General features: G+C 72.3%; 16 protein-coding genes. 3 read left to right on the forward strand and 13 right to left on the reverse strand.

The features are described 5' to 3' along the window. Positions 1-152: 152 nt before the first annotated feature. From CYQ11_RS13700 to CYQ11_RS13710, 3 genes are all read right to left on the reverse strand, one after another. A complete protein-coding gene (locus tag CYQ11_RS13700) occupies positions 153-1163 on the reverse strand; it encodes a polyprenyl synthetase family protein (protein WP_099199374.1) in 1011 nt (336 codons plus the stop codon). A gap of 359 nt (positions 1164-1522) precedes the next feature. Then, positions 1523-2740: an NAD(P)-binding domain-containing protein gene (locus CYQ11_RS13705; RefSeq protein ID WP_099199373.1), complete on the reverse strand. Its 1218-nt coding sequence runs from the start codon at positions 2738-2740 to the stop codon at positions 1523-1525. Between the two features lie 51 nt (positions 2741-2791). Continuing rightward, on the reverse strand, positions 2792-4045 hold the full coding sequence (locus tag CYQ11_RS13710) for a carboxylate--amine ligase (protein WP_099199701.1): 1254 nt from the start codon (positions 4043-4045) through the stop codon (positions 2792-2794). Positions 4046-4285: 240 nt separating this feature from the next. Here CYQ11_RS13710 and fahA point away from each other — a divergent pair, with 240 nt between their 5' ends. Genes fahA through CYQ11_RS13725 form a run of 3 tightly spaced genes read left to right on the forward strand, consistent with a single transcriptional unit; the run spans position 4286 to position 6773 of the window. Beyond that, positions 4286-5467 carry a fumarylacetoacetase gene (gene fahA / locus CYQ11_RS13715; RefSeq protein ID WP_099199372.1) on the forward strand — a complete coding sequence of 394 codons (1182 nt, stop codon included), beginning with the start codon at positions 4286-4288 and terminating at the stop codon, positions 5465-5467. Beyond that, entirely contained in the window at positions 5457-6188 is a 732-nt protein-coding gene (locus CYQ11_RS13720) for a GOLPH3/VPS74 family protein (protein ID WP_099199371.1), read from the forward strand. Before fahA ends, CYQ11_RS13720 begins: the two co-directional genes overlap by 11 nt. Positions 6189-6248: 60 nt before the next feature. Then, on the forward strand, positions 6249-6773 hold the full coding sequence (locus tag CYQ11_RS13725; protein ID WP_099199370.1) for a hypothetical protein: 525 nt from the start codon (positions 6249-6251) through the stop codon (positions 6771-6773). A gap of 82 nt (positions 6774-6855) precedes the next feature. Here the strand turns inward: CYQ11_RS13725 and nuoN are convergent, their stop codons facing one another. Genes nuoN through nuoE form a run of 10 tightly spaced genes read right to left on the reverse strand, consistent with a single transcriptional unit; the run spans position 6856 to position 19816 of the window. Next, positions 6856-8511, reverse strand: coding sequence for an NADH-quinone oxidoreductase subunit NuoN (gene nuoN / locus CYQ11_RS13730; RefSeq protein WP_099199369.1), 1656 nt, complete (start codon positions 8509-8511; stop codon positions 6856-6858). Continuing rightward, positions 8508-10115, reverse strand: coding sequence for an NADH-quinone oxidoreductase subunit M (locus tag CYQ11_RS13735; RefSeq protein WP_099199368.1), 1608 nt, complete (start codon positions 10113-10115; stop codon positions 8508-8510). Before CYQ11_RS13735 ends, nuoN begins: the two co-directional genes overlap by 4 nt. Before the next feature lie 2 nt (positions 10116-10117). Continuing rightward, entirely contained in the window at positions 10118-12058 is a 1941-nt protein-coding gene (gene nuoL, locus CYQ11_RS13740; RefSeq protein ID WP_099199367.1) for an NADH-quinone oxidoreductase subunit L, read from the reverse strand. 13 nt (positions 12059-12071) lie between these two features. Beyond that, positions 12072-12371, reverse strand: a complete 300-nt coding sequence (nuoK, locus tag CYQ11_RS13745) for an NADH-quinone oxidoreductase subunit NuoK (RefSeq protein WP_099199366.1) — start codon at positions 12369-12371, stop codon at positions 12072-12074. Then, positions 12368-13192 (reverse strand): NADH-quinone oxidoreductase subunit J, encoded by an 825-nt coding sequence (locus tag CYQ11_RS13750; RefSeq protein WP_099199365.1) that lies wholly within the window; start codon positions 13190-13192, stop codon positions 12368-12370. Before CYQ11_RS13750 ends, nuoK begins: the two co-directional genes overlap by 4 nt. Continuing rightward, positions 13189-13776 (reverse strand): NADH-quinone oxidoreductase subunit NuoI, encoded by a 588-nt coding sequence (gene nuoI, locus CYQ11_RS13755; RefSeq protein WP_181143654.1) that lies wholly within the window; start codon positions 13774-13776, stop codon positions 13189-13191. Before nuoI ends, CYQ11_RS13750 begins: the two co-directional genes overlap by 4 nt. Further along, on the reverse strand, positions 13769-15136 hold the full coding sequence (nuoH, locus tag CYQ11_RS13760; protein ID WP_099199363.1) for an NADH-quinone oxidoreductase subunit NuoH: 1368 nt from the start codon (positions 15134-15136) through the stop codon (positions 13769-13771). The genes nuoI and nuoH overlap by 8 nt, the downstream gene beginning before the upstream one ends. After that, entirely contained in the window at positions 15133-17643 is a 2511-nt protein-coding gene (locus CYQ11_RS13765) for an NADH-quinone oxidoreductase subunit G (protein ID WP_099199362.1), read from the reverse strand. Before CYQ11_RS13765 ends, nuoH begins: the two co-directional genes overlap by 4 nt. Beyond that, positions 17640-19010: an NADH-quinone oxidoreductase subunit NuoF gene (gene nuoF, locus CYQ11_RS13770; RefSeq protein ID WP_099199361.1), complete on the reverse strand. Its 1371-nt coding sequence runs from the start codon at positions 19008-19010 to the stop codon at positions 17640-17642. Before nuoF ends, CYQ11_RS13765 begins: the two co-directional genes overlap by 4 nt. Then, positions 19007-19816 carry an NADH-quinone oxidoreductase subunit NuoE gene (nuoE, locus tag CYQ11_RS13775; RefSeq protein WP_099199700.1) on the reverse strand — a complete coding sequence of 270 codons (810 nt, stop codon included), beginning with the start codon at positions 19814-19816 and terminating at the stop codon, positions 19007-19009. The genes nuoF and nuoE overlap by 4 nt, the downstream gene beginning before the upstream one ends. Positions 19817-19824 lie beyond the last annotated feature (8 nt).

Consider the following 19824-nt stretch of genomic DNA (forward strand, 5'->3'; position numbering starts at 1 on the left):
CCGCGGAAGTCGTCAGCCGACGGGATCAACTCCCCGTACGCCTCGGGTATGACGCCCCCTAGGGCGCGTACCGCCGCGCGGCGGACCGCCGCGGCGACGGGCGGCACCGGACCGGGTGCCGCCCCGGGGGACCGACCGGGCCTGACGGGGCCTCAGCCGGCCCGGTGCACCACCGCGTCGCACAGCTCCTCGAGCGCGGCCTTCGCCGGGCAGTCGGGCAGCGGCGCCAGCGTCGCCCGGGCCTCCTGGGCGAAGCGGACGGTGTCGCGCCGGGCCTGCTCCAGGGCCGGGTGCACCCGCAGCCGGCGCAGCACCTCGGCGAGCACGGCGTCGTCGCCGAGGTCGCCTTCGAGCATCGCGCACAGTTCGAGGTCCTCCGGCGAGCCGGTGGCCTCGGCCGCCGCCCGCAGGTGCAGCACGGGGAGGGTGGGGATGCCCTCGCGCAGGTCCGTGCCGGGCGTCTTGCCGGACTCGTGGGAGTCGCTGGCGATGTCGAGCACGTCGTCGGCCAGCTGGAAGGCGACGCCCAGCCGCTCGCCGTAATGGGTGAGGATCTCGACGACCCGCTCGTCCGCGCCGGACATCATCGCGCCGTAGCGGCCGGAGACGGCGATGAGCGAGCCGGTCTTGCCGGCGATGACGTCGAGGTAGTGCTCGATGGGGTCCCGCCCGTCGCGCGGGCCGGCGGTCTCCAGGATCTGGCCGGTGACCAGGCGCTCGAACGCCTCGGCCTGGATGCGGACGGCCTCCGGGCCGAGGTCGGCGAGGATCCGCGAGGCGCGCGAGAAGAGGAAGTCGCCGGTGAGGACCGCCACGGAGTTGCCCCAGCGGGCGTTGGCGCTGTCCACGCCGCGCCGCACCTCGGCCTCGTCCATGACGTCGTCGTGGTAGAGCGTCGCCAGGTGGGTCAGCTCGACGACGACGGCCGAGGGCACGATGCCCGGGGCGTACGGATCGCCGAACTGCGCCGAGAGCATCACCAGCAACGGGCGGAACCGCTTGCCCCCGGCCTGCACGAGATGCTGGGCGGCCTCGGTGATGAAGGGCACGCCGCTCTTGGTGGCCTCCAGGAGGCCCTCCTCGACAGCGGCCAACCCGGCCTGGACATCGGCTTCAAGAGCCTGGTCCCGCACGCTCAGCCCAAAAGGCCCGACGACGGTCACGAGGGGTACTCCTGTCTGCCTGCGAACACGGGGATTGTCGATGTGTCGCTGTCTTCCACCAAAAGTCAGCGTATCCGGTCGGCTGTCGATCACCGTGGGCGCCTGCCCTTTCGATCGCTCTCCGCCGACCGTTCCCCGTGCGGGGTACCCCCTCTTGTCCGCTTCCGGCCCGCCGCGGGGCGGGAGGTGCCCCGGGCCCGGCCTTTCACCGTTTCCGGGGGCTTCGTCCCGGCTCCGGGACGGCACCCGGCGCGTGTCCCCGAACTCCCCCGGCCACCGATGGAAGGTGCCCCCGGACGGGCTGGACGAATCCAGCCCGTCCGGCGCCCTTCGGCCGGCGGCCCGCCGGCCGGCGTCCCCTACAGCGCCGCCACCGCCCTGGCCAGGCGCGGCGAGGCGTATTCCGTACCGCAGACGAAGCGCATGACCGGGCCGTAGCTGGCCGCCGCCGGGAGGCCCGTGAAGAACAGGCCCGGGACCGAGGAGCGGTAGCCGGGGCCCAGCCGGGGGCCGCCCGCGCTGACCGCCAGCCGGGTGCGCAGGCCGGGGCCGAGGAAGTCCATGGCGGCCACGTCCACGCGGTAGCCCGTGGCGGCGATCACGTGGTCGGCGTGCAGCTCGCTCTGCGCGCCCGTGCCCGTCGTGTCGCCCTCACCCGACAGGGTCAGCACCGGGCGCCCCGACTCGACGCGGGCCGCCACGATCCGCTTCCCCTCCGTGACGAGGACGCGGCCCACGAAGCGCTCCCGCAGCCACCACGCGCCCAGCGGCCCCAGCACCCGGCGCACCAGGTACTGGCGCGTCGGCGCGGGCAAGTGGCGGAAGCCGTCCGCGTGGTAGGAGAACGCGTACAGCGACCAGGCCCGGCCGAAGGGCGTGTCGGGCTTCAGCGGCGACTGCCCGTCCGGGGCCGCCCCGAACCGGACGGCGCCCTTGCGCCGGGCGACGACGCGCACGGACGCGGCCCCCGACTCGGCCAGCAGCACCGCGCTCTCCAACGCCGACTGCCCGGCGCCGACGACCACCACGTCCTTGCCGGCGAAGACGGACAGGTCGCTGTGCTGGGAGCTGTGGGAGACGGGCCCGCTGGCGGAGGGGCCGTCGGGGACGGCCGCCGCCAGCTCGGCGGGCAGCCGGGCCAGCCCGCTCAGGCCGGTGGCGACCACGACCGCCCGGGCCGCGAACTGCTCACCGGAGTCGAGCTTCAGCTCGAAACCGCCGCCCCCCTCGCGGCGCTCGACGGAGACCACGCGCTCGCGCTCCAGCCCGGGCACCAGCCGCCGCTGGAACCACAGCCCGTACTGGGCGAACGTCTCGACGGGGATGGCGTCCCAGTCGGACTCGAACCGCCGCTCGCCGACGTCCTGGCAGAAGTCGAAGAGCGTGTGGCCGGGCTGCGGCGCGTCGATGTTGGAGGCCGGAGGGGTGGATTTCAGCAGCATCCCGGCGGGCATGTGCTCCTGCCAGCTCACCATCGGCGAGCCGAAGACGCGCGTCGGCACGGCGCACGCCTTCAGGTGGGCTGCGGTCGAGAGGCCGTATGGACCGGCCCCGATGACTGCTACCGGAAGTGTCACGAGTCCCCTCCCAGGGCATTGCTCGGCGGGCTGTCCGGCACGGGTGGCCGGTTACTCGGCGGCGGCGGAGCGGCGCCTTGAGCGCCACAACTGCCACAGGTGACGCGCGCCCGGCCGCACGAACCGGGCGAGCATGGTGAAGAACGGCTTCATGTCGTCCCGGGCGGCCCAGGCCAGCTCGGTGCCGTTCGCCCGGGCGGGCGCGTGCGGGGTGGTGTAGCCGCTGCGGCGGTACGCGGCCAGGGCGGGCAGGTCGATGTTCTCCACGACGAAGCGGCGGCCGGCCAGCTGCTCCCCCTCGGGCACCGCCCGGCCGGTGAGGTCCAGGTGCTGGGCCCGGACGACGTCGATGCCCGCCTCGTTCTCGAACATGCGGAACTGCGCACCCATGCGGGGGTTGAAGTCCAGGAGCTTGTACCGCCCGTCACGACGGTCGAAGCGCCAGTCCAGGTCGACGATGCCGCAGAAGCCGATCTGCTTGATGAACTGGGCGGCCATCGCGGCCAGTTCGGGGTTGTCGACGATGTAGGCGTTGGCCGTCATGCCGGCGTGCGGCGGCCAGGACCGCACCTTGACGCCGGTGAACATCGCCATCGGGGTGCTCTCCGCGTCGAAGTAGGCGTGGACGATCCAGTCCTCGGCCTGCTCGCGCGGCAGGTACTCCTGGAGGATCACGCCGGGCGCCGGGCCCCAGTCGCGCGCGAGCGCGAGGAGCTCGCGCGGGCCGTGGATGCGGGTCGTGCCGTGCACGGCCGGGTGCCGCCGCCGCTCGAACGCCTCGCGGTTCTTGGCCACCAGCGGGAACGTCGCGACGGAGGCGTACTTCTCGATCTCCTCGTACGAGGCCGGGAAGAGCGCCGACGGGGACGGGACGCCGTGCTCCACGCACAGCTCGTGCAGGCCCTGCTTGCTGGCCAGCCGGCGCGGCAGCCCGCGCTCGACGGGCGGGAAGAGAAAGGGGCCGGCCAGCTCGCCGGCGTTCTCCGCGATGAGCACCGCGGCTTCCTCGTCCGTGGGGATCAGGACTGTCGGGCGGCCGATCTCCCGGCCGATCCGCAGCAGCCCCGCCACCAGCTCCCCCGGCCGCTCACTGCCGGTCGTCGGCCAGACGAAGCAGGAGCTCAGATAGCGGGAGACGGCGGCGGGTGTCCATCTGTCCTCGGTGACGGCGTACATCGGGACTCCCAGCCGGCCGAGGCTGCGGATGGCCCCGACACCGCCGTGGTGCAGGGGATAGTCGCCGATCTTCACAATCAGCCCGGGTACGGACCGGTCCGCCGCCACGGGCGCGATCCTGCTCGCCACCAGCACCCCCCTCGGCCACTCAGCCTCAGCGGCCCCCCACCGTGTGTGACCCGACTTAGGACGCTACTTCGGAATCGAGGGCTCCAGCAAGGAGTTACCGGACATTGCCCTCCCTTTAGCCAGCGGTCGGACACCTGTCGGACACCCCTTGCCCCCTGGCCGTCAGCACGTAATGTGTGGCCAAGACTCACCGGCCCACCGGTTGACGAATCGTCCAGGACGAAGGCGAGGCAGCATCCCATGCCCCAGCACGGCCCCCGTGACCTGCCCGAAGGCGACCCCTTCGGCCCGGCCACCCTCCCGTACGGCGTCTTCACCACCGCGGACGAGCCCGGCCGCCCGCGCGTCGGCGTGCGCTACGGCGCACACGTGCTCGACGCCGCCGCCGCAGCCGCCGCCCACGGTTCCGCTTACGCCGGCCTGCTGGACCGTCCGACCCTCAACCCGCTGATGGCGGCGGGCCGCCCGGTGTGGCGGGCGGTGCGCGCGGAGGTCCGCGGCTGGCTGGCGGACGAGGCGCACTTCCACCCGCTCGACGAGGTCACGCTGCACCTGCCGTTCGAGGTCGCCGACTACGTCGACTTCTACGCGAGCGAGCACCACGCGGGCAACGTGGGCCGCATCTTCCGCCCGGACGCCCCGGATCCGCTCACTCCCAACTGGAAGCACCTGCCGATCGGTTACCACGGGCGCGCCGGCACGGTCGTGGTGTCCGGCACCGACGTCGTGCGCCCGCGCGGGCAGCGCAAGGCGCCCTCGGACGAGGCCCCCTCGTTCGGGCCCTCGCTGCGCCTGGACCTGGAGTCGGAGGTCGGCTTCGTCGTCGGCACCCCGACGGAGCTCGGGACGCCGGTCACGCTGGAGGACTTCCGCGAGCACGTGTTCGGCGTCTGCCTCCTCAACGACTGGTCGGCGCGCGACGTCCAGGCGTGGGAGTACGTGCCGCTGGGCCCGTTCCTCGGCAAGTCCTTCGCCACCTCCGTCTCCGCGTGGATCACCCCGCTGGAGGCCTTCGACGCGGCCCGTACGGCGCCGCCGGAGCGCACCCACCCGCTGCTGCCCTACCTCGACGACTCCGGCGCGGAGCCGGGCGGCATCGACCTGCGCATCGAGGTGGCCGTCAACGGCGAGACGATCACGCGGCCGCCCTTCTCCGCCATGTACTGGACCGCCGCCCAGCAGCTCGCCCACATGACGGTCAACGGCGCCTCGCTGCGCACCGGCGACCTCTACGCCTCCGGTACGGTCAGCGGCCCGGAGCCCGACCAGGTGGGCTGTCTGCTCGAACTCACCCAGGGCAAGGGCCCCTGGCTGGCGGACGGCGACGTCGTGACCCTCACCGCCTGGGCGCCGGGCCCGGACGGCACCCGCGTGGGCCTCGGGGAGGTCACCGGCCGTATCGTCCCGGCCCATGAACACTGACGGTGCCGCAAACCTGACGCTGGCCGAGGAGCTCCTGCTCCTCGCCCACGGACCGGCCGACGGCAAGAAGCTGTGCCGGCCCCGGACCCTGGAGTACGGACTGGCCGGGGCCGTCCTCGCGGAGCTGGAGCTGCGCGGGCAGGTCACCGAGGACGACGGCCGCCCGGCCGTGGTCGTCCCCGCCCTGCCGCCGGCTCCCGACCCCCGGCTCGACTGGGCGCTGGCGAGCCTGACCGTGCCCGGCGACCGCCCCCCGAAGACCCACCAGTGGATACGGGCCGCGGCCAAGGGGCAGGAGGAGGCCGTGGTCATGGGCCTGATCGAGCGGGGGGCGCTCACGGTGGAGCGGCAGCGCTTCGCCGTGTTCCGGGAGCTGCGCTACCCGGTGGGGAAGACCGACCTCACCAACCCCGCCCGCGGGCGCTTCGAGGCCGCCCGGCAGGAGGGTTTCCCCGACCCGCGCTCCCGGACGCTGGCGGCCCTGACCGACGCCATAGGGATCACCGAACGGCTGTATCCGGGGTGGAGCGGGCGGCGTGACCGCAGACCCATGCGCCGGCTCACGCGCGACGGGTGGATCGCCTCCGCGGTGCACCGCAACGCCCGCTCCCACTCCTCGGACGGCACCGGCTCGGGCGGCGGCGACGGGGGTGGTCACGGCTGCGGCGGTCACGGCGGGCACGGCTGCGGCGGGGGCTGCGGGGGCGGCTGCGGAAGCTGAGCGCTGCTAACTTGTCGTGTCCAGTTCCAACAGGGGCTGGACACGAGGAAGAGAGAGCACGTGCGCAAGGCAGTACAGATCACGGGGGCGGCGCTCATCGCCGCTGTGCTGATGACGGGTTGCAGCAAGAGCAGCGACGACAAGGGCGGCGACAAGGGCAAGGAGACCGGCGCCACGGCCCCGGCCGACCCCGCCAAGCAGCCCTCGGGCGCTCCGGCCGCCGACAAGCCCGCCAACGTCAAGGCCGCCGACCTCAGCGGCGGCTGGTCGAAGGGCAAGCTCTCGGACCAGAGCCTGCTCATCCTGTCCTTCGCCAGCAACACGGTGATGCTCAGCGGGAAGACCGCCTGCTCGGGCAAGGTGAACGACACCGCCCAGCCGGTCACCCTCGACATCACGCACTGCCAGGACGGCAGCACCGAATACGGCAAGGGCACCGTCAAGAGCTTCGACGGCAAGAGCCTGACGATCTCCTGGGCCTCCGGCAAGGAGGACACCCTCACCAAGACCGTCGGCGCGGACGGCAAGCCCGCGGGCCTGCCCGCCGGGCTTCCCACCAACATCCCCGTGAAGCCCGCCGGCTGACCGGACCCCTGAGCGCGACACACTGCCGCCCGGCACCCCTTCGCGGGGGCCGGGCGGCGGTCGTCGTGGAGGGGGCCGGTCGCTACCTCGCGAACGTCCCCGCCTGTCCGGCGAGGTCCAGGAAGTACTGCGGCGCCACTCCGAGGACGAGCGTCACCGCCACCCCGATGGCGATGGCCGTGGACGTCAGCGGGCTCGGCACGGCGACCGTCGGGCCGTCGGCCTTGGGCTCGCTGAAGAACATCAGCACGATCACCCGGACGTAGAAGAACGCGGCGATCGCCGAGGAGATCACGCCCACCACGACCAGCGGGCCCGCCCCGCCCTGCGCCGCCGCCTTGAAGACCGCGAACTTCCCCGCGAAGCCGCTGGTCAGCGGGATGCCCGCGAAGGCCAGCAGGAACACCGCGAAGACGGCCGCGACCAGCGGCGAACGGCGGCCCAGGCCCGCCCACTTCGACAGGTGGGTGGCCTCGCCGTCCGCGTCCCGCACCAGCGTCACCACCGCGAAGGCGCCCAGCGTGACGAAGGAGTACGCGCCCAGGTAGAAGAGGACCGAGGAGACCCCGTCGGGCGTGACGGCGATGACGCCCGCGAGGATGAAGCCCGCGTGGGCGATGGAGGAGTAGGCCAGGAGCCGCTTCACATCGGTCTGGGTGACGGCCACGACCGCGCCGACCAGCATCGTGACGATGGCGACGCCCCACATCACCGGACGCCAGTCCCAGCGCATGCCGGGCAGGACGACGTAGAGCAGGCGCAGCAGCGCGCCGAAGGCGGCGACCTTCGTCGCGGCCGCCATGAAGCCGGTGACGGGCGTGGGGGCGCCCTGGTAGACGTCGGGGGTCCACATGTGGAACGGCACCGCACCCACCTTGAACAGCAGCCCCATCAGCACCATGGCGCCGCCGATCAGCAGCAGCGCGTCGTTGCCCATCGTCGCCGCGAGCGCCGGGTCGACGGACCGCACGGTGCCGGAGACGACGTCGGCGACGCCCGCGTAGGTGACGGTGCCGGCGTACCCGTACAGCAGGGCCACGCCGAAGAGGAGGAAGGCGGAGGAGAAGGCGCCCAGCAGGAAGTACTTGACCGCGGACTCCTGCGACAGCAGCCGCTGGCGGCGGGCCAGGGCGCACAGCACGTACAGCGGCAGGGAGAAGACCTCAAGGGCGATGAACAGGGTCAGCAGGTCGTTGGCGGCGGGGAAGACCAGCATGCCGCCGACGGCGAAGAGCAGGACCGGGAAGACCTCGGTGGTCGTCAGCCCCGCCCGGACCGCCTTCCGCTCGGACTCCCCGCCCGGCACGGCCGCCGCCTGCGCGGCGAAGGAGTCGACCGGCCGGCCGTGCGCGGCCGGGTCGAGCCTGCGTTCGGCGAACGTGAAGACGGCGACGAGGCCGACGAGCAGGACGGTGCCCTGGAGGAAGAGGGCCGGGCCGTCGACGGCGACGGCGCCCATGGCGGCGATGTGCGCCTTGTCCGAGGCGTAGCCGCCGGCGGCCAGGACGACGACGGCGGCGAAGGCGGCGGCCATCGCGAGGGCGGCCAGGGCCACTTGGGCGTGGTAGCGGGCCCGGCGCGGCAGGAACGCCTCGACGAGGACGCCCACGAGCGCCGCGCCGAGCACGATGAGCGTCGGCGACAGCTGGGCGTACTCGATGTGCGGCGCGGGGATCTTCTTCGGCGCCTCGGCCGCCGCGATTGTCCACAGGCTGTGGACAGATGCTGCGTGGCTCACTTCGCGGCCTCCACATCGTTCACGTGCACATCGGGCTTGGGGTCGCTCTGGTGGACCTGCGACATCGTGTGCTCGACCGCGGGCTCCACGATCCGGGTGAGCGGCTTGGGATAGACGCCGAGGACGATCAGCAGCGCGATCAGCGGTCCGACGACGACCAGCTCGCGCACCCGCAGGTCCGGCATGCCGCGCACCGGCTCCCTGACCGGGCCGGTCATGGTGCGCTGGTAGAGGACCAGGACGTACAGCGCGGCGAGCACGATGCCCACGGTCGCGAGGACGCCGATGACGGGGTGGCGGCTGAACGTGCCGACCAGGACGAGGAATTCGGAGACGAAGGGCGCGAGCCCCGGCAGCGAGAGCGTGGCCAGACCGCCCACCAGGAAGGTCCCGGCGAGCAGGGGCGCGACCTTCTGCACGCCGCCGTAGTCGGCGATGAGCCGGGAGCCGCGCCGCGAGATCAGGAAGCCCGCGACCAGCATGAGCGCGGCCGTGGAGATCCCGTGGTTGACCATGTAGAGCGTCGCGCCGCCCTGGCCCTGGGTGGTCATCGCGAAGACGCCCATGACGATGAAGCCGAAGTGCGAGAGGGAGGCGTAGGCGATCAGGCGCTTGATGTCCCGCTGTCCGACGGCCAGCAGCGCCCCGTAGAGGATGCTGACGAGGGAGAGCACCAGGATCACCGGGGTTGCCCACTTCGACGCCTCGGGGAAGAGCTGGAGGCAGAAGCGGAGCATCGCGAACGTGCCGACCTTGTCGACCACCGCGGTGATCAGCACGGCGACGGGCGAGGTGGCCTCCCCCATGGCGTTGGGCAGCCAGGTGTGCAGCGGCCACAGCGGCGCCTTGACGGCGAAGGCGAAGAAGAAGCCGAGGAAGAGCCACCGCTCGGTGCTGGTCGCGAGGTCCAGCCGGCCGTCGGCGCGCGCCTGGAGGATCTCCTGGAGGGAGAAGGTGCCGGTGCCGAGCTGGTGGGCGGTGACCGCGTACAGCCCGATGACGGCGGCGAGCATGATCAGCCCGCCGGCGAGGTTGTAGAGGAGGAACTTCACGGCGGCGTAGGAGCGTTGCGCCGCGGACTCCGCCTCGCCGCGCTCGCCCGCCCGGTCCCCGAAGCCGCCGATGAGGAAGTACATCGGGATGAGCATGGCTTCGAAGAAGATGTAGAAGACGAAGACGTCCGTGGCCTCGAAGGCGATGATCACCATCGCCTCGACCATGAGGATCAGCGCGAAGAAGCCCTGGGTGGGCCGCCAGCGCGAGGAGTGGGTCTCCAGGGGGTCGGCGTCGTGCCAGCCGGCCAGGAGGACGAAGGGCACCAGCAGCGCGGTCAGGGCGATCAGCACGACCGCGATGCCGTCGACCCCCAGGTCGTACCGCACCCCGAAGTCCTTGATCCAGGCGTGGGATTCGGTGAGCTGGAACGGGCCCTTGGCGTCCGGGTCGAAGCGCACGAGCTGGACGCCCGCGAGCACCAGCGTGGCGAGCGAGAAGACCAGCGCGAGCCACTTGGCCGCCACGCGGCGCGCGGCCGGCACGGCGGCCGTGGCGACGGCACCGGCCGCGGGCACCGCCGCCGTGACCGTCAGCAGGGGAAATGACATGACTAGACCGCCCTCATCAGCAGGGTCGCGGCGATGAGGACCGCCGCACCGCCGAACATCGAGACCGCGTACGACCGCGCGTAGCCGTTCTGCAGCCTGCGCATCCGGCCCGACAGCCCGCCGACGGAGGCGGCGGTGCCGTTGACGACGCCGTCGACCAGGGTGTGGTCGACGTAGACCAGGCTGCGGGTGAGGTGTTCCCCGCCGCGCACCAGCACGATGTGGTTGAAGTCGTCCTGGAGCAGGTCCCGGCGGGCGATGCGCACCGGCAGGCTGCCGCGCGGCGCGGTGACCGGCACCGGCCGGCGCCCGTACTGCGCCCAGGCGAGCGCGACGCCCACGACGAGGACGACCATGGTGGCCGCGGTGACCTGGACCGCGGTGACCGGCGAGTGCCCCTCGGCGTGCCCGGTGACGGGTTCGAGCCAGTTCAGGAAGGTGTCGTTGATGCTGAACAGCCCGCCCGCGAAGACCGATCCGAAGGCCAGGACGATCATGGGGATGGTCATCGTCCGGGGTGATTCGTGCGGGTGGGGCGGCTCGCCCTCGCCGCGCGTCTCCGCGGCGGGCTCGGCGCTGGGCTCGTCCGGGGAGGGGGCGGGCCGCCACCTCTCCTCGCCGAAGAACGTCAGGATCATCACCCGCGTCATGTAGTACGCGGTGATGGCCGCGCCGAGCAGGGCGGTCCCGCCCAGGATCCACCCCTCGGTGCCGCCCTTCGCGAAGGCCGCCTCGATGATCTTGTCCTTGGAGAAGAAGCCGGACAGTCCGGGGAAGCCGATGATGGCGAGGTAGCCGAGACCGAACGTGACGAATGTGACCGGCATGTACTTCCGCAGGCCGCCGTAACGCCGCATGTCCACCTCGTCGTTCATGCCGTGCATGACCGATCCGGCACCGAGGAAGAGGCCTGCCTTGAAGAAGCCGTGGGTCACCAGATGCATGATCGCGAAGACGTAGCCGACGGGGCCGAGCCCGGCGGCGAGGATCATGTAGCCGATCTGGGACATCGTCGAGCCCGCTAGGGCCTTCTTGATGTCGTCCTTGGCGCAACCGACGATCGCACCGAAGAGGAGCGTCACCGCGCCGACCGTGACGACCGCGGTCTGCGCGTCGGGCGCGGCGTCGAAGACCGCCCCGGACCGGGTGATCAGGTAGACGCCGGCGGTCACCATCGTGGCCGCGTGGATGAGCGCCGACACCGGCGTCGGGCCCTCCATCGCGTCCCCGAGCCAGGACTGCAGCGGCACCTGGGCCGACTTGCCGCAGGCGGCCAGCAGGAGCATCAGGCCGATGGCGGTGAGCTTGCCCTCGCCCGCCTGCTCCGCGTTCTCCAGGACGGGCCCGAAGGCGAAGGTGCCGAAGGTCGTGAACATCACCATCACGGCGATGGAGAGCCCCACGTCACCCACGCGGTTGACGATGAAGGCCTTCTTCGCCGCCGTGGCGGCACTCGGCTTGTGCTGCCAGAAGCCGATGAGCAGGTACGACGCCAGGCCGACGCCCTCCCAGCCCACGTACAGCAGCAGGTAGTTGTCGGCGAGGACGAGCAGCAGCATCGCCGCGAGGAAGAGGTTGAGGTAGCCGAAGAAGCGCCGCCGCCGCTCGTCGTGGGCCATGTACCCCACGGAGTAGAGGTGGATGAGCGAGCCCACGCCCGTGATCAGCAGCACGAACGTCATCGACAGCTGGTCGAGCTGGAAGCCCACGTCGGCGCGGAACCCGCCGACCGGCACCCAGCTGAAGACCTTGACGCCCAGCTCGCGGTCCTCGGCGCCGCGGCCCAGCATGTCCGCGAAGAGCACCACGCCGAGGCAGAAGGAGGCGGCCGCCAGCAGGGTGCCGATCCAGTGGCCGCTCCGGTCGAGCCGGCGGCCACCGCAGAGGAGCAGGCCCGCGCCCAGCAAGGGGGCGAGGACGAGCAGTCCGATCAGATTCTCCACGTCTGCGATCCCCTTACAGCTTCAGCAGGCTGGCGTCGTCGACCGAGGCCGAGTGGCGGGAGCGGAAGATCGTCACGATGATCGCCAGGCCGATGACGACCTCGGCGGCGGCCACGACCATCGTGAAGAAGGCGATGATCTGGCCGTCGAGATTGCCGTGCATCCGGGAGAAGGTGACGAACGCCAGGTTGCAGGCGTTCAGCATCAGCTCCACGCTCATGAAGATGACGATCGCGTTCCGGCGGATGAGCACACCGGCGGCACCGATGGTGAACAACAGGGCCGCCAGGTAGAGGTAGTTGACGGGATTCACTTGGCACCCTCCTCCTTGCGGCCCTGGCGGCGCTCCAGCCGTTCCTCCGACCGCTGCTCCAGCGCCGCCAGGTCGGCGAGCGCGTCGCCGGAGACGTCGCGGACCTGGCCCCGGGCGCGCAGCGTGGCGCTGACGCTCAGCTCGGACGGCGTGCCGTCGGGCAGCAGGGCGGGGATGTCGACGGCGTTGTGCCGGGCGTAGACGCCGGGGGCGGGCAGCGGGGGCAGCTGCTTGCCCTCGCGGACGCGCCGCTCGGACAGCTCGCGCTGGGTGGCGGCCCGCTCGGTGCGCTCGCGGTGGGTGAGGACCATGGCCCCCACGGCGGCGGTGATGAGCAGGGCGCCGGTGATCTCGAAGGCGAAGACGTACTTGGTGAAGATCAGGGCGGCGAGGCCCTGGACGTTGCCGCCGGAGTTGGCCTGGCCGAGCCCGTTGAAGTCGTGCAGCGAGGCGTTGGCGATGCCGGCGACCAGCAGGATGCCGAAGCCCAGCACGCACAGCCCGGCGAGCAGGCGCTGCCCCCTGATCGTCTCCTTCAGCGAGTCGGCGGCGGTGACGCCCACCAGCATCACCACGAACAGGAACAGCATCATGATCGCGCCGGTGTAGACGACGATCTGCACGATGCCCAGGAAGTACGCGCCGTTGGCGAGGTAGAAGACCGCCAGGACGATCATGGTGCCGGCGAGCGACAGCGCGCTGTGCACGGCCCTCTTCATGAGGATCGTGCCGAGGGCGCCGGCCACCGCGACCACGGCCAGCAGCCAGAACTGGACCGCCTCGCCCGTCGACGTCGCCCCGGCGGCGGCAGCGACGCTCATGCCTCCACCCCTTCCTCGTGGTTCTCCTGGGGCTTCTCGCCGTTGGAGACCGCCACCTGCCGGACCGTCCCGGGCGCCGCACCGGTCACCAGGCCCCGGTAGTAGTCCTGTTCGGTCATGCCGGGGTAGATGGCGTGCGGGGTGTCGACCATGCGGTCGTCCAGCCCGGCGAGCAGCTGCTCCTTGGTGTAGATCAGCGACTCGCGGCTGGCGTCGGCCAGTTCGTACTCGTTGGTCATCGTCAGGGCCCGGGTCGGGCAGGCCTCGACGCACAGGCCGCACAGGATGCAGCGCAGGTAGTTGATCTGGTAGACGCGGCCGTACCGCTCGCCCGGGGAGTAGCGCTCCTCGTCGGTGTTGTCCGCGCCCTCGACGTAGATCGCGTCCGCCGGGCAGGCCCAGGCGCACAGCTCGCAGCCGACGCACTTCTCCAGGCCGTCGGGGTGCCGGTTGAGCTGGTGGCGGCCGTGGAAGCGCGGCGCGGTGTGCTTCTTCTCCTCCGGGTACTGCTCGGTCAGCCGCTTCTTGAACATGGCCTTGAAGGTCACGCCGAAGCCGGCCACGGGATTCTGGAACTCAGACACCGCCGTCAGCCTCCTTTCCGTCACTCAGAGCGTCCACCCCGCCACTGACAATCAGCTCCCGGTCGCGGCGCGGCCCGCGCCGGGGCACCGGGGGCAGCTCCTGACCGGGCAGCGGCGGCACGGGGAAACCGCCCGCCATGGGGTCGAACGGCGGCGGCCCCTCGGCGGGCGCGGCCCCGCGCCGGCCGTCGCGGTCCCGGAAGACGTCGGCCAGCAGGGAGAGCAGGAGGATCCCGAGGACCCCGCCGCCGACGTAGAGCACGATGTCCTGGAAGTCGTAGTTCTCGTTCCGCAGCGCCCGTACGGTCGCGACGAGCATCAGCCACGTCACGGAGACGGGGATCAGCACCTTCCAGCCCAGCTTCATCAGCTGGTCGTAGCGCACCCGGGGCAGCGTGCCGCGCAGCCAGATGAAGAAGAACAGCAGCAGCTGCACCTTGATGACGAACCACAGCATCGGCCACCAGCCGTGGTTCGCCCCCTCCCAGAAGGAGGAGACGGGGTACGGGGCCCGCCAGCCGCCCAGGAAGAGGGTGGTGGCCACCGCCGAGACCGTCACCATGTTCACGTACTCGGCGAGCATGAACATCGCGAACTTGATCGAGGAGTACTCGGTGTTGAAGCCGCCCACGAGGTCGCCCTCGGACTCCGGCATGTCGAACGGCGCCCGGTTGGTCTCACCCACCATCGTGGCGATGTAGATCAGGAAGGACACCGGCAGCAGCAGCACGTACCACCGGTCGTGCTGGGCCTCGACGATCGTCGAGGTGGACATCGAGCCGGAGTAGAGGAAGACCGAGGCGAAGGCCGCGCCCATCGCGATCTCGTACGAGATCATCTGCGCGCACGAGCGCAGGCCGCCCAGCAGCGGATAGGTCGAGCCGGACGACCAGCCCGCCAGCACGATGCCGTAGATGCCGACCGAGGCGACGGCGAGGATGTAGAGCACGGCGATCGGCAGGTCCGTCAGCTGCATCGTCGTGCGGTGGCCGAAGACGGAGACCTCGTTGCCGGCCGGGCCGAAGGGGATGACCGCGACGGCCATGAAGGCCGGGATCGCGGCGACGATCGGCGCCAGGACGTAGACGACCTTGTCCGCGCGCCGGACGATCACGTCCTCCTTGAGCATCAGCTTCACGCCGTCGGCCAGCGACTGGAGCATCCCCCACGGGCCGTGCCGGTTGGGGCCGATGCGCAGCTGCATCCAGGCGACGACCTTGCGCTCCCAGACGATCGAGAACAGCACGGTCACCATCAGGAAGGCGAAGCAGAACACGGCCTTGACGACGACCAGCCACCACGGGTCCCTGCCGAACAACGACAGGTCCTCGACGGCGAGTTGTTGCAGCGCAGGGTTCACGACCGCACCTCCGGTCCCTCGGTCCCGGCGTCCTCGCCGGTCACCGCACCGATCCGTACGAGCTCTCCGGGGCGCGCCCCGAGGTCGGAGGCGACGCCGCCGCCCACGGAGTTCAGCGGCAGCCACACCACGCGGTCCGGCATCGCCGTGACCCGCAGCGGCAGCCGCAGCGTCCCGGCGGGCCCGCTCACGGCGAGGACGCCGCCGTCGGGCACCCCGGCCTCGGCGGCGGTCGCCGCCGACAGCCGGGCGAGGGGAGCGTGCCGGGTGCCGGCGAGCGCCTCGTCGCCGTCCTGGAGGCGCCCCCGGTCGAGGAGCAGCCGGTGCCCGGCGAGCACCGCCTCGCCGCGCTCGGGCCGCGGCAGCGGCCGGGCGGGCTCGGCCGGGCCGCCGGCCCGCTCGCCGGCCCAGGGGCCCAGCCGCGCCATCTCCGCCCGGGCGGCCGGGACGTCGGGCAGTCCCAGGCGGACGCCCATGGCGTCGGCCAGCATGTGCAGCACCCGTACGTCCGGCAGCGTGTTGCGCCGCGTCACCTGGTCCGGCTTGAGTGCCGTCTCGAACGGGCGGGCCCGGCCCTCCCAGTCGAGGAACGTCCCGGACTTCTCGACCGCCGCCGCGACGGGCAGCACCACGTCCGCACGGTCCGACACCTCGCTCGGCCGCTGCTCCAGGCTCACCAGGAAGCCCACCGCGTCCAGCGCCTCGCGCGCCCGCGCGGGGTCGGGCAGGTCCGCGACCTCCACACCGCCCACGAGCAGGGCGCCCAGCTCACCGCGGGCCGCCGCCTCGACGATCTGGCCGGTGTCCCGGCCGGGGCTGCGGGGCAGCTCCGGCAGGCCCCACACCGCCGCCGTCTCCTCGCGCGCCCGCGGGTCCGTGGTGGGCCGGCCGCCGGGCAGCAGCCCGGGCAGCGCGCCCGCCTCCAGCGCCCCGCGCTCGCCGGCCCGGCGCGGGATCCACACCAGGGCCGCGCCCGTCTCCCCGGCCACCGCCACCGCCGCCGTCAGCGCGCCCGGCACCCCGGCCAGCCGCTCGCCGACCACGATCACCGCGCCCTCGGTCCGCAGCGCCTCCGCCGCGGCCCGGCCGTCGGCGTCGAGCCCAGAGGCGCCGGCCAGCGCCCGCAGCCACTCGGTCTCCGTGCCGGGGGCGGCGGGCAGCAGCGTGCCGCCCGTCTTGGCCAGGCCCCGGCTGGCGTACGTGGCCAGCGCGAAGGTCCGCTGACCGCGCTTGCGCCAGGCCTTGCGCAGCCGCAGGAAGACCCCGGGCGCCTCCTCCTCCGCCTCGATGCCGGCCAGCAGCACCGCCGGCGCCGTCTCCAGCGCCGTGTACGTCACGCCGCCGCCGTCCAGGTCCCTGCCGCGCCCGGCGACGTGGGCCGCGAGGAAGTCGGCCTCCTCACCGCTGTGCACACGGGCCCGGAAGTCGACGTCGTGCGTGTCGAGGGCGACACGCGCGAACTTGGCGTAACCGTAGGCGTCCTCGACCGTGAGCCGGCCGCCGGTCAGCACCCCGGCCCGGCCGCGCGCCGCCGCCAGGCCCCGGGCGGCGGCCTCCAGCGCCTCCGGCCAGCTCGCCGGCACGAGCGCGCCCTGCTCGTTGCGCACGAGCGGGGTCTCCAGCCGCTCCGGCCGCTGGGCGTAGCGGAACGCGAAGCGTCCCTTGTCGCACACCCACTCCTCGTTGACCTCGGGGTCCTCGGCGGCGAGCCGGCGCATCACCTTGCCGCGCCGGTGGTCCGTGCGCAACGCGCAGCCGCCGGCGCAGTGCTCGCACACCGACCGCGAGGAGACGAGGTCGAAGGGCCGGGCGCGGAATCGGTACGCCGCCGAGGTCAGCGCCCCCACGGGGCAGATCTGGATGGTGTTGCCGGAGAAGTACGACTGGAAGGGATCGCCCTCGCCCGTGCCGACCTGCTCCAGCGCGCCGCGCTCCAGCAGCTCGATCATCGGGTCGCCGGCGATCTCCTGGGAGAAGCGGGTGCAGCGCGCGCACAGCACGCACCGCTCGCGATCGAGCAGGATCTGGGTGGAGATCGGCAGCGGCTTCTCGTAGGTGCGCTTGCGGCCCTCGAAGCGGGAGTCGGCCTGCCCGGCGCTCATGGCCTGGTTCTGCAGGGGGCATTCGCCGCCCTTGTCGCAGACGGGGCAGTCGAGGGGGTGGTTGATCAGCAGCAGCTCCATCACGCCGCGCTGGGCCTTCTCGGCCACCGGCGAGGTGAGCTGGGTCCGCACGACCATGCCGTCGGTGCAGGTGATCGTGCAGGACGCCATGGGCTTGCGCTGTCCCTCGACCTCCACGATGCACTGCCGGCAGGCGCCGACCGGGTCCAGCAGGGGGTGGTCGCAGAAGCGCGGGATCTCGATGCCGAGCATCTCGGCCGCCCGGATCACCAGCGTTCCCTTGGGCACGGAGATCTGGACGCCGTCGATGGTGACGGAGACCAGGTCCTCTGGTGGAACGGCCGCGTTCCCTCCCGACGAGGGGGCGGACGTGGTGACTGTCATGCGTTCACCCCCAGGTGAGAGCGCTGGTTGTGGTGCGGGCCGTCGGCCCACACGGTCGACTTGGCCGGGTCGAAGGGACATCCCTTGCCCTTGACGTGCTGCTCGTACTCGCCGCGGAAGTACTTCAGCGAGGAGAAGATCGGGCTCGCGGCGCCGTCGCCGAGGGCGCAGAAGGACTTGCCGTTGATGTTGTCGGCGATGTCGTCGAGCTTGTCGAGGTCGGGCATCCTGCCCTTGCCGGCCTCGATGTCGCGCAGCAACTGGACGAGCCAGTAGGTGCCTTCGCGGCAGGGCGTGCACTTGCCGCAGGACTCGTGCGCGTAGAACTCCGTCCAGCGGGTGACGGCCCGCACGACGCAGGTCGTCTCGTCGAAGCACTGGAGGGCCTTCGTGCCGAGCATCGAGCCGGCGGCGCCCACGGCCTCGTAGTCCAGCGGCACGTCGAGGTGCTCGTCGGTGAGCAGGGGGGTCGAGGAGCCGCCGGGCGTCCAGAACTTGAGCCGGTGGCCGGGGCGCATGCCGCCGCTCATGCCGAGCAGCTGGCGCAGCGTGATGCCGAGGGGGGCCTCGTACTGGCCGGGGCCCGCGACGTGGCCGCTGAGGGAGTACAGCGTGAAGCCCGGGGACTTCTCGCTGCCCATCGAACGGAACCATTCCTTGCCCCTGTTGAGGATCGCGGGAACCGATGCGATGGACTCGACGTTGTTCACCACGGTGGGGCACGCGTACAGGCCCGCGACGGCGGGGAAGGGGGGCCGGAGCCGGGGCTGGCCGCGGCGGCCTTCGAGCGAGTCGAGGAGGGCGGTCTCCTCGCCGCAGATGTAGGCGCCCGCGCCGGCGTGCACGGTGACGTCGAGGTCGAGGCCCTTGCCGAGGATGTTCCGGCCGAGGTAGCCGGCCGCGTAGGCCTCGCGCACGGCCTCGTGCAGCCGTCGCAGGACGGGGACGGTCTCGCCGCGCAGGTAGACGAAGGCCCGGCTGGAGCGGATCGCGTAGCAGGCGATCACCATGCCCTCGATGAGGGAGTGCGGGTTGGCGAAGAGGAGGGGGATGTCCTTGCAGGTGCCGGGCTCGGACTCGTCGGCGTTGACGACGAGGTAGTGGGGCTTGCCGTCGCCCTGGGGGATGAACTGCCACTTCATCCCGGTGGGGAAGCCGGCGCCGCCGCGGCCGCGCAGCCCGGAGTCCTTGACGTAGCCGATGAGTTCGTCGGGCGTCATGTCCAGGGCCTTGCGCAGGCCCTCGTAGCCGTCGTGCCGCAGGTAGGTCTCCAGCGTCCACGAGCGGGGCTCGTCCCAGAAGGCGCTGAGCACGGGCGCGAGCAGTTTCTCGGGACTGGTCTCGAAGATCTCGGGTGCCACGGTCATCCCTCCCCCTCCTCGGTGACGGGCCCGCTGGGGTGCTGAGGGTCCGATGCGGACGTCTGCTGGGGCGCGTCGTGGGAGCTGGGGTGCTCGGGCGGGCGCTCGTCCTGCGGCGGTTCGCCGCGCGGGGGGCCGACCCGGGCCGGGCCGGTCTCGCCCTTGGCCAGCCGCAGCCCCGCGAGGGAGGCGGGCCCGGCGCCGCCGCTCTCCTCGACCGCCCCCGGCCGCTGGTCGGGGAAGCCGGCCAGGATGCGGGCCGTCTCCTTGTACGTGCACAGGGCCGCGCCGCGTGTGGGCCTGGCGGTGCGGCCCTCGCGCAGGTCGTCGACGAGGCGGGTGGCGCTCTCCACGGTCTGGTTGTCGAAGAACTCCCAGTTGACCATCACCACGGGGGCGTAGTCGCAGGCGGCGTTGCACTCGATGTGCTCCAGGGTGACCTTGCCGTCGGCGGTGGTCTCGCCGTTGCCGACGCCGAGGTGGCTCTTGAGCGCGTCGAAGATCGCGTCCCCGCCGAGCACGGCGCACAGGGTGTTGGTGCAGACGCCCACCTGGTAGTCGCCGCCGGGCTTGCGCCGGTACATCGTGTAGAAGGTGGCGACCGCCGTGGCCTCGGCCGTGGTGAGCCCGAGCTGCTCGGCGCAGAAGCGGATGCCGGTGCGGGTGACGTACCCCTCCTCGGCCTGCACCAGGTGCAGCAGGGGCAGCAGGGCGCTGCGGCTGTCGGGGTAGCGGGCGATCACGTCCTTGGCGTCCGCTTCCAGCCGGGCCCGGACGTCGGCGGGGTAGTCGGGGGCGGGGAGCTGCGGCATCCCCAGCG

Source organism: Streptomyces cinnamoneus, assembly GCF_002939475.1.
GTDB classification, from domain to species: Bacteria; Actinomycetota; Actinomycetes; order Streptomycetales; family Streptomycetaceae; genus Streptomyces; species Streptomyces cinnamoneus_A.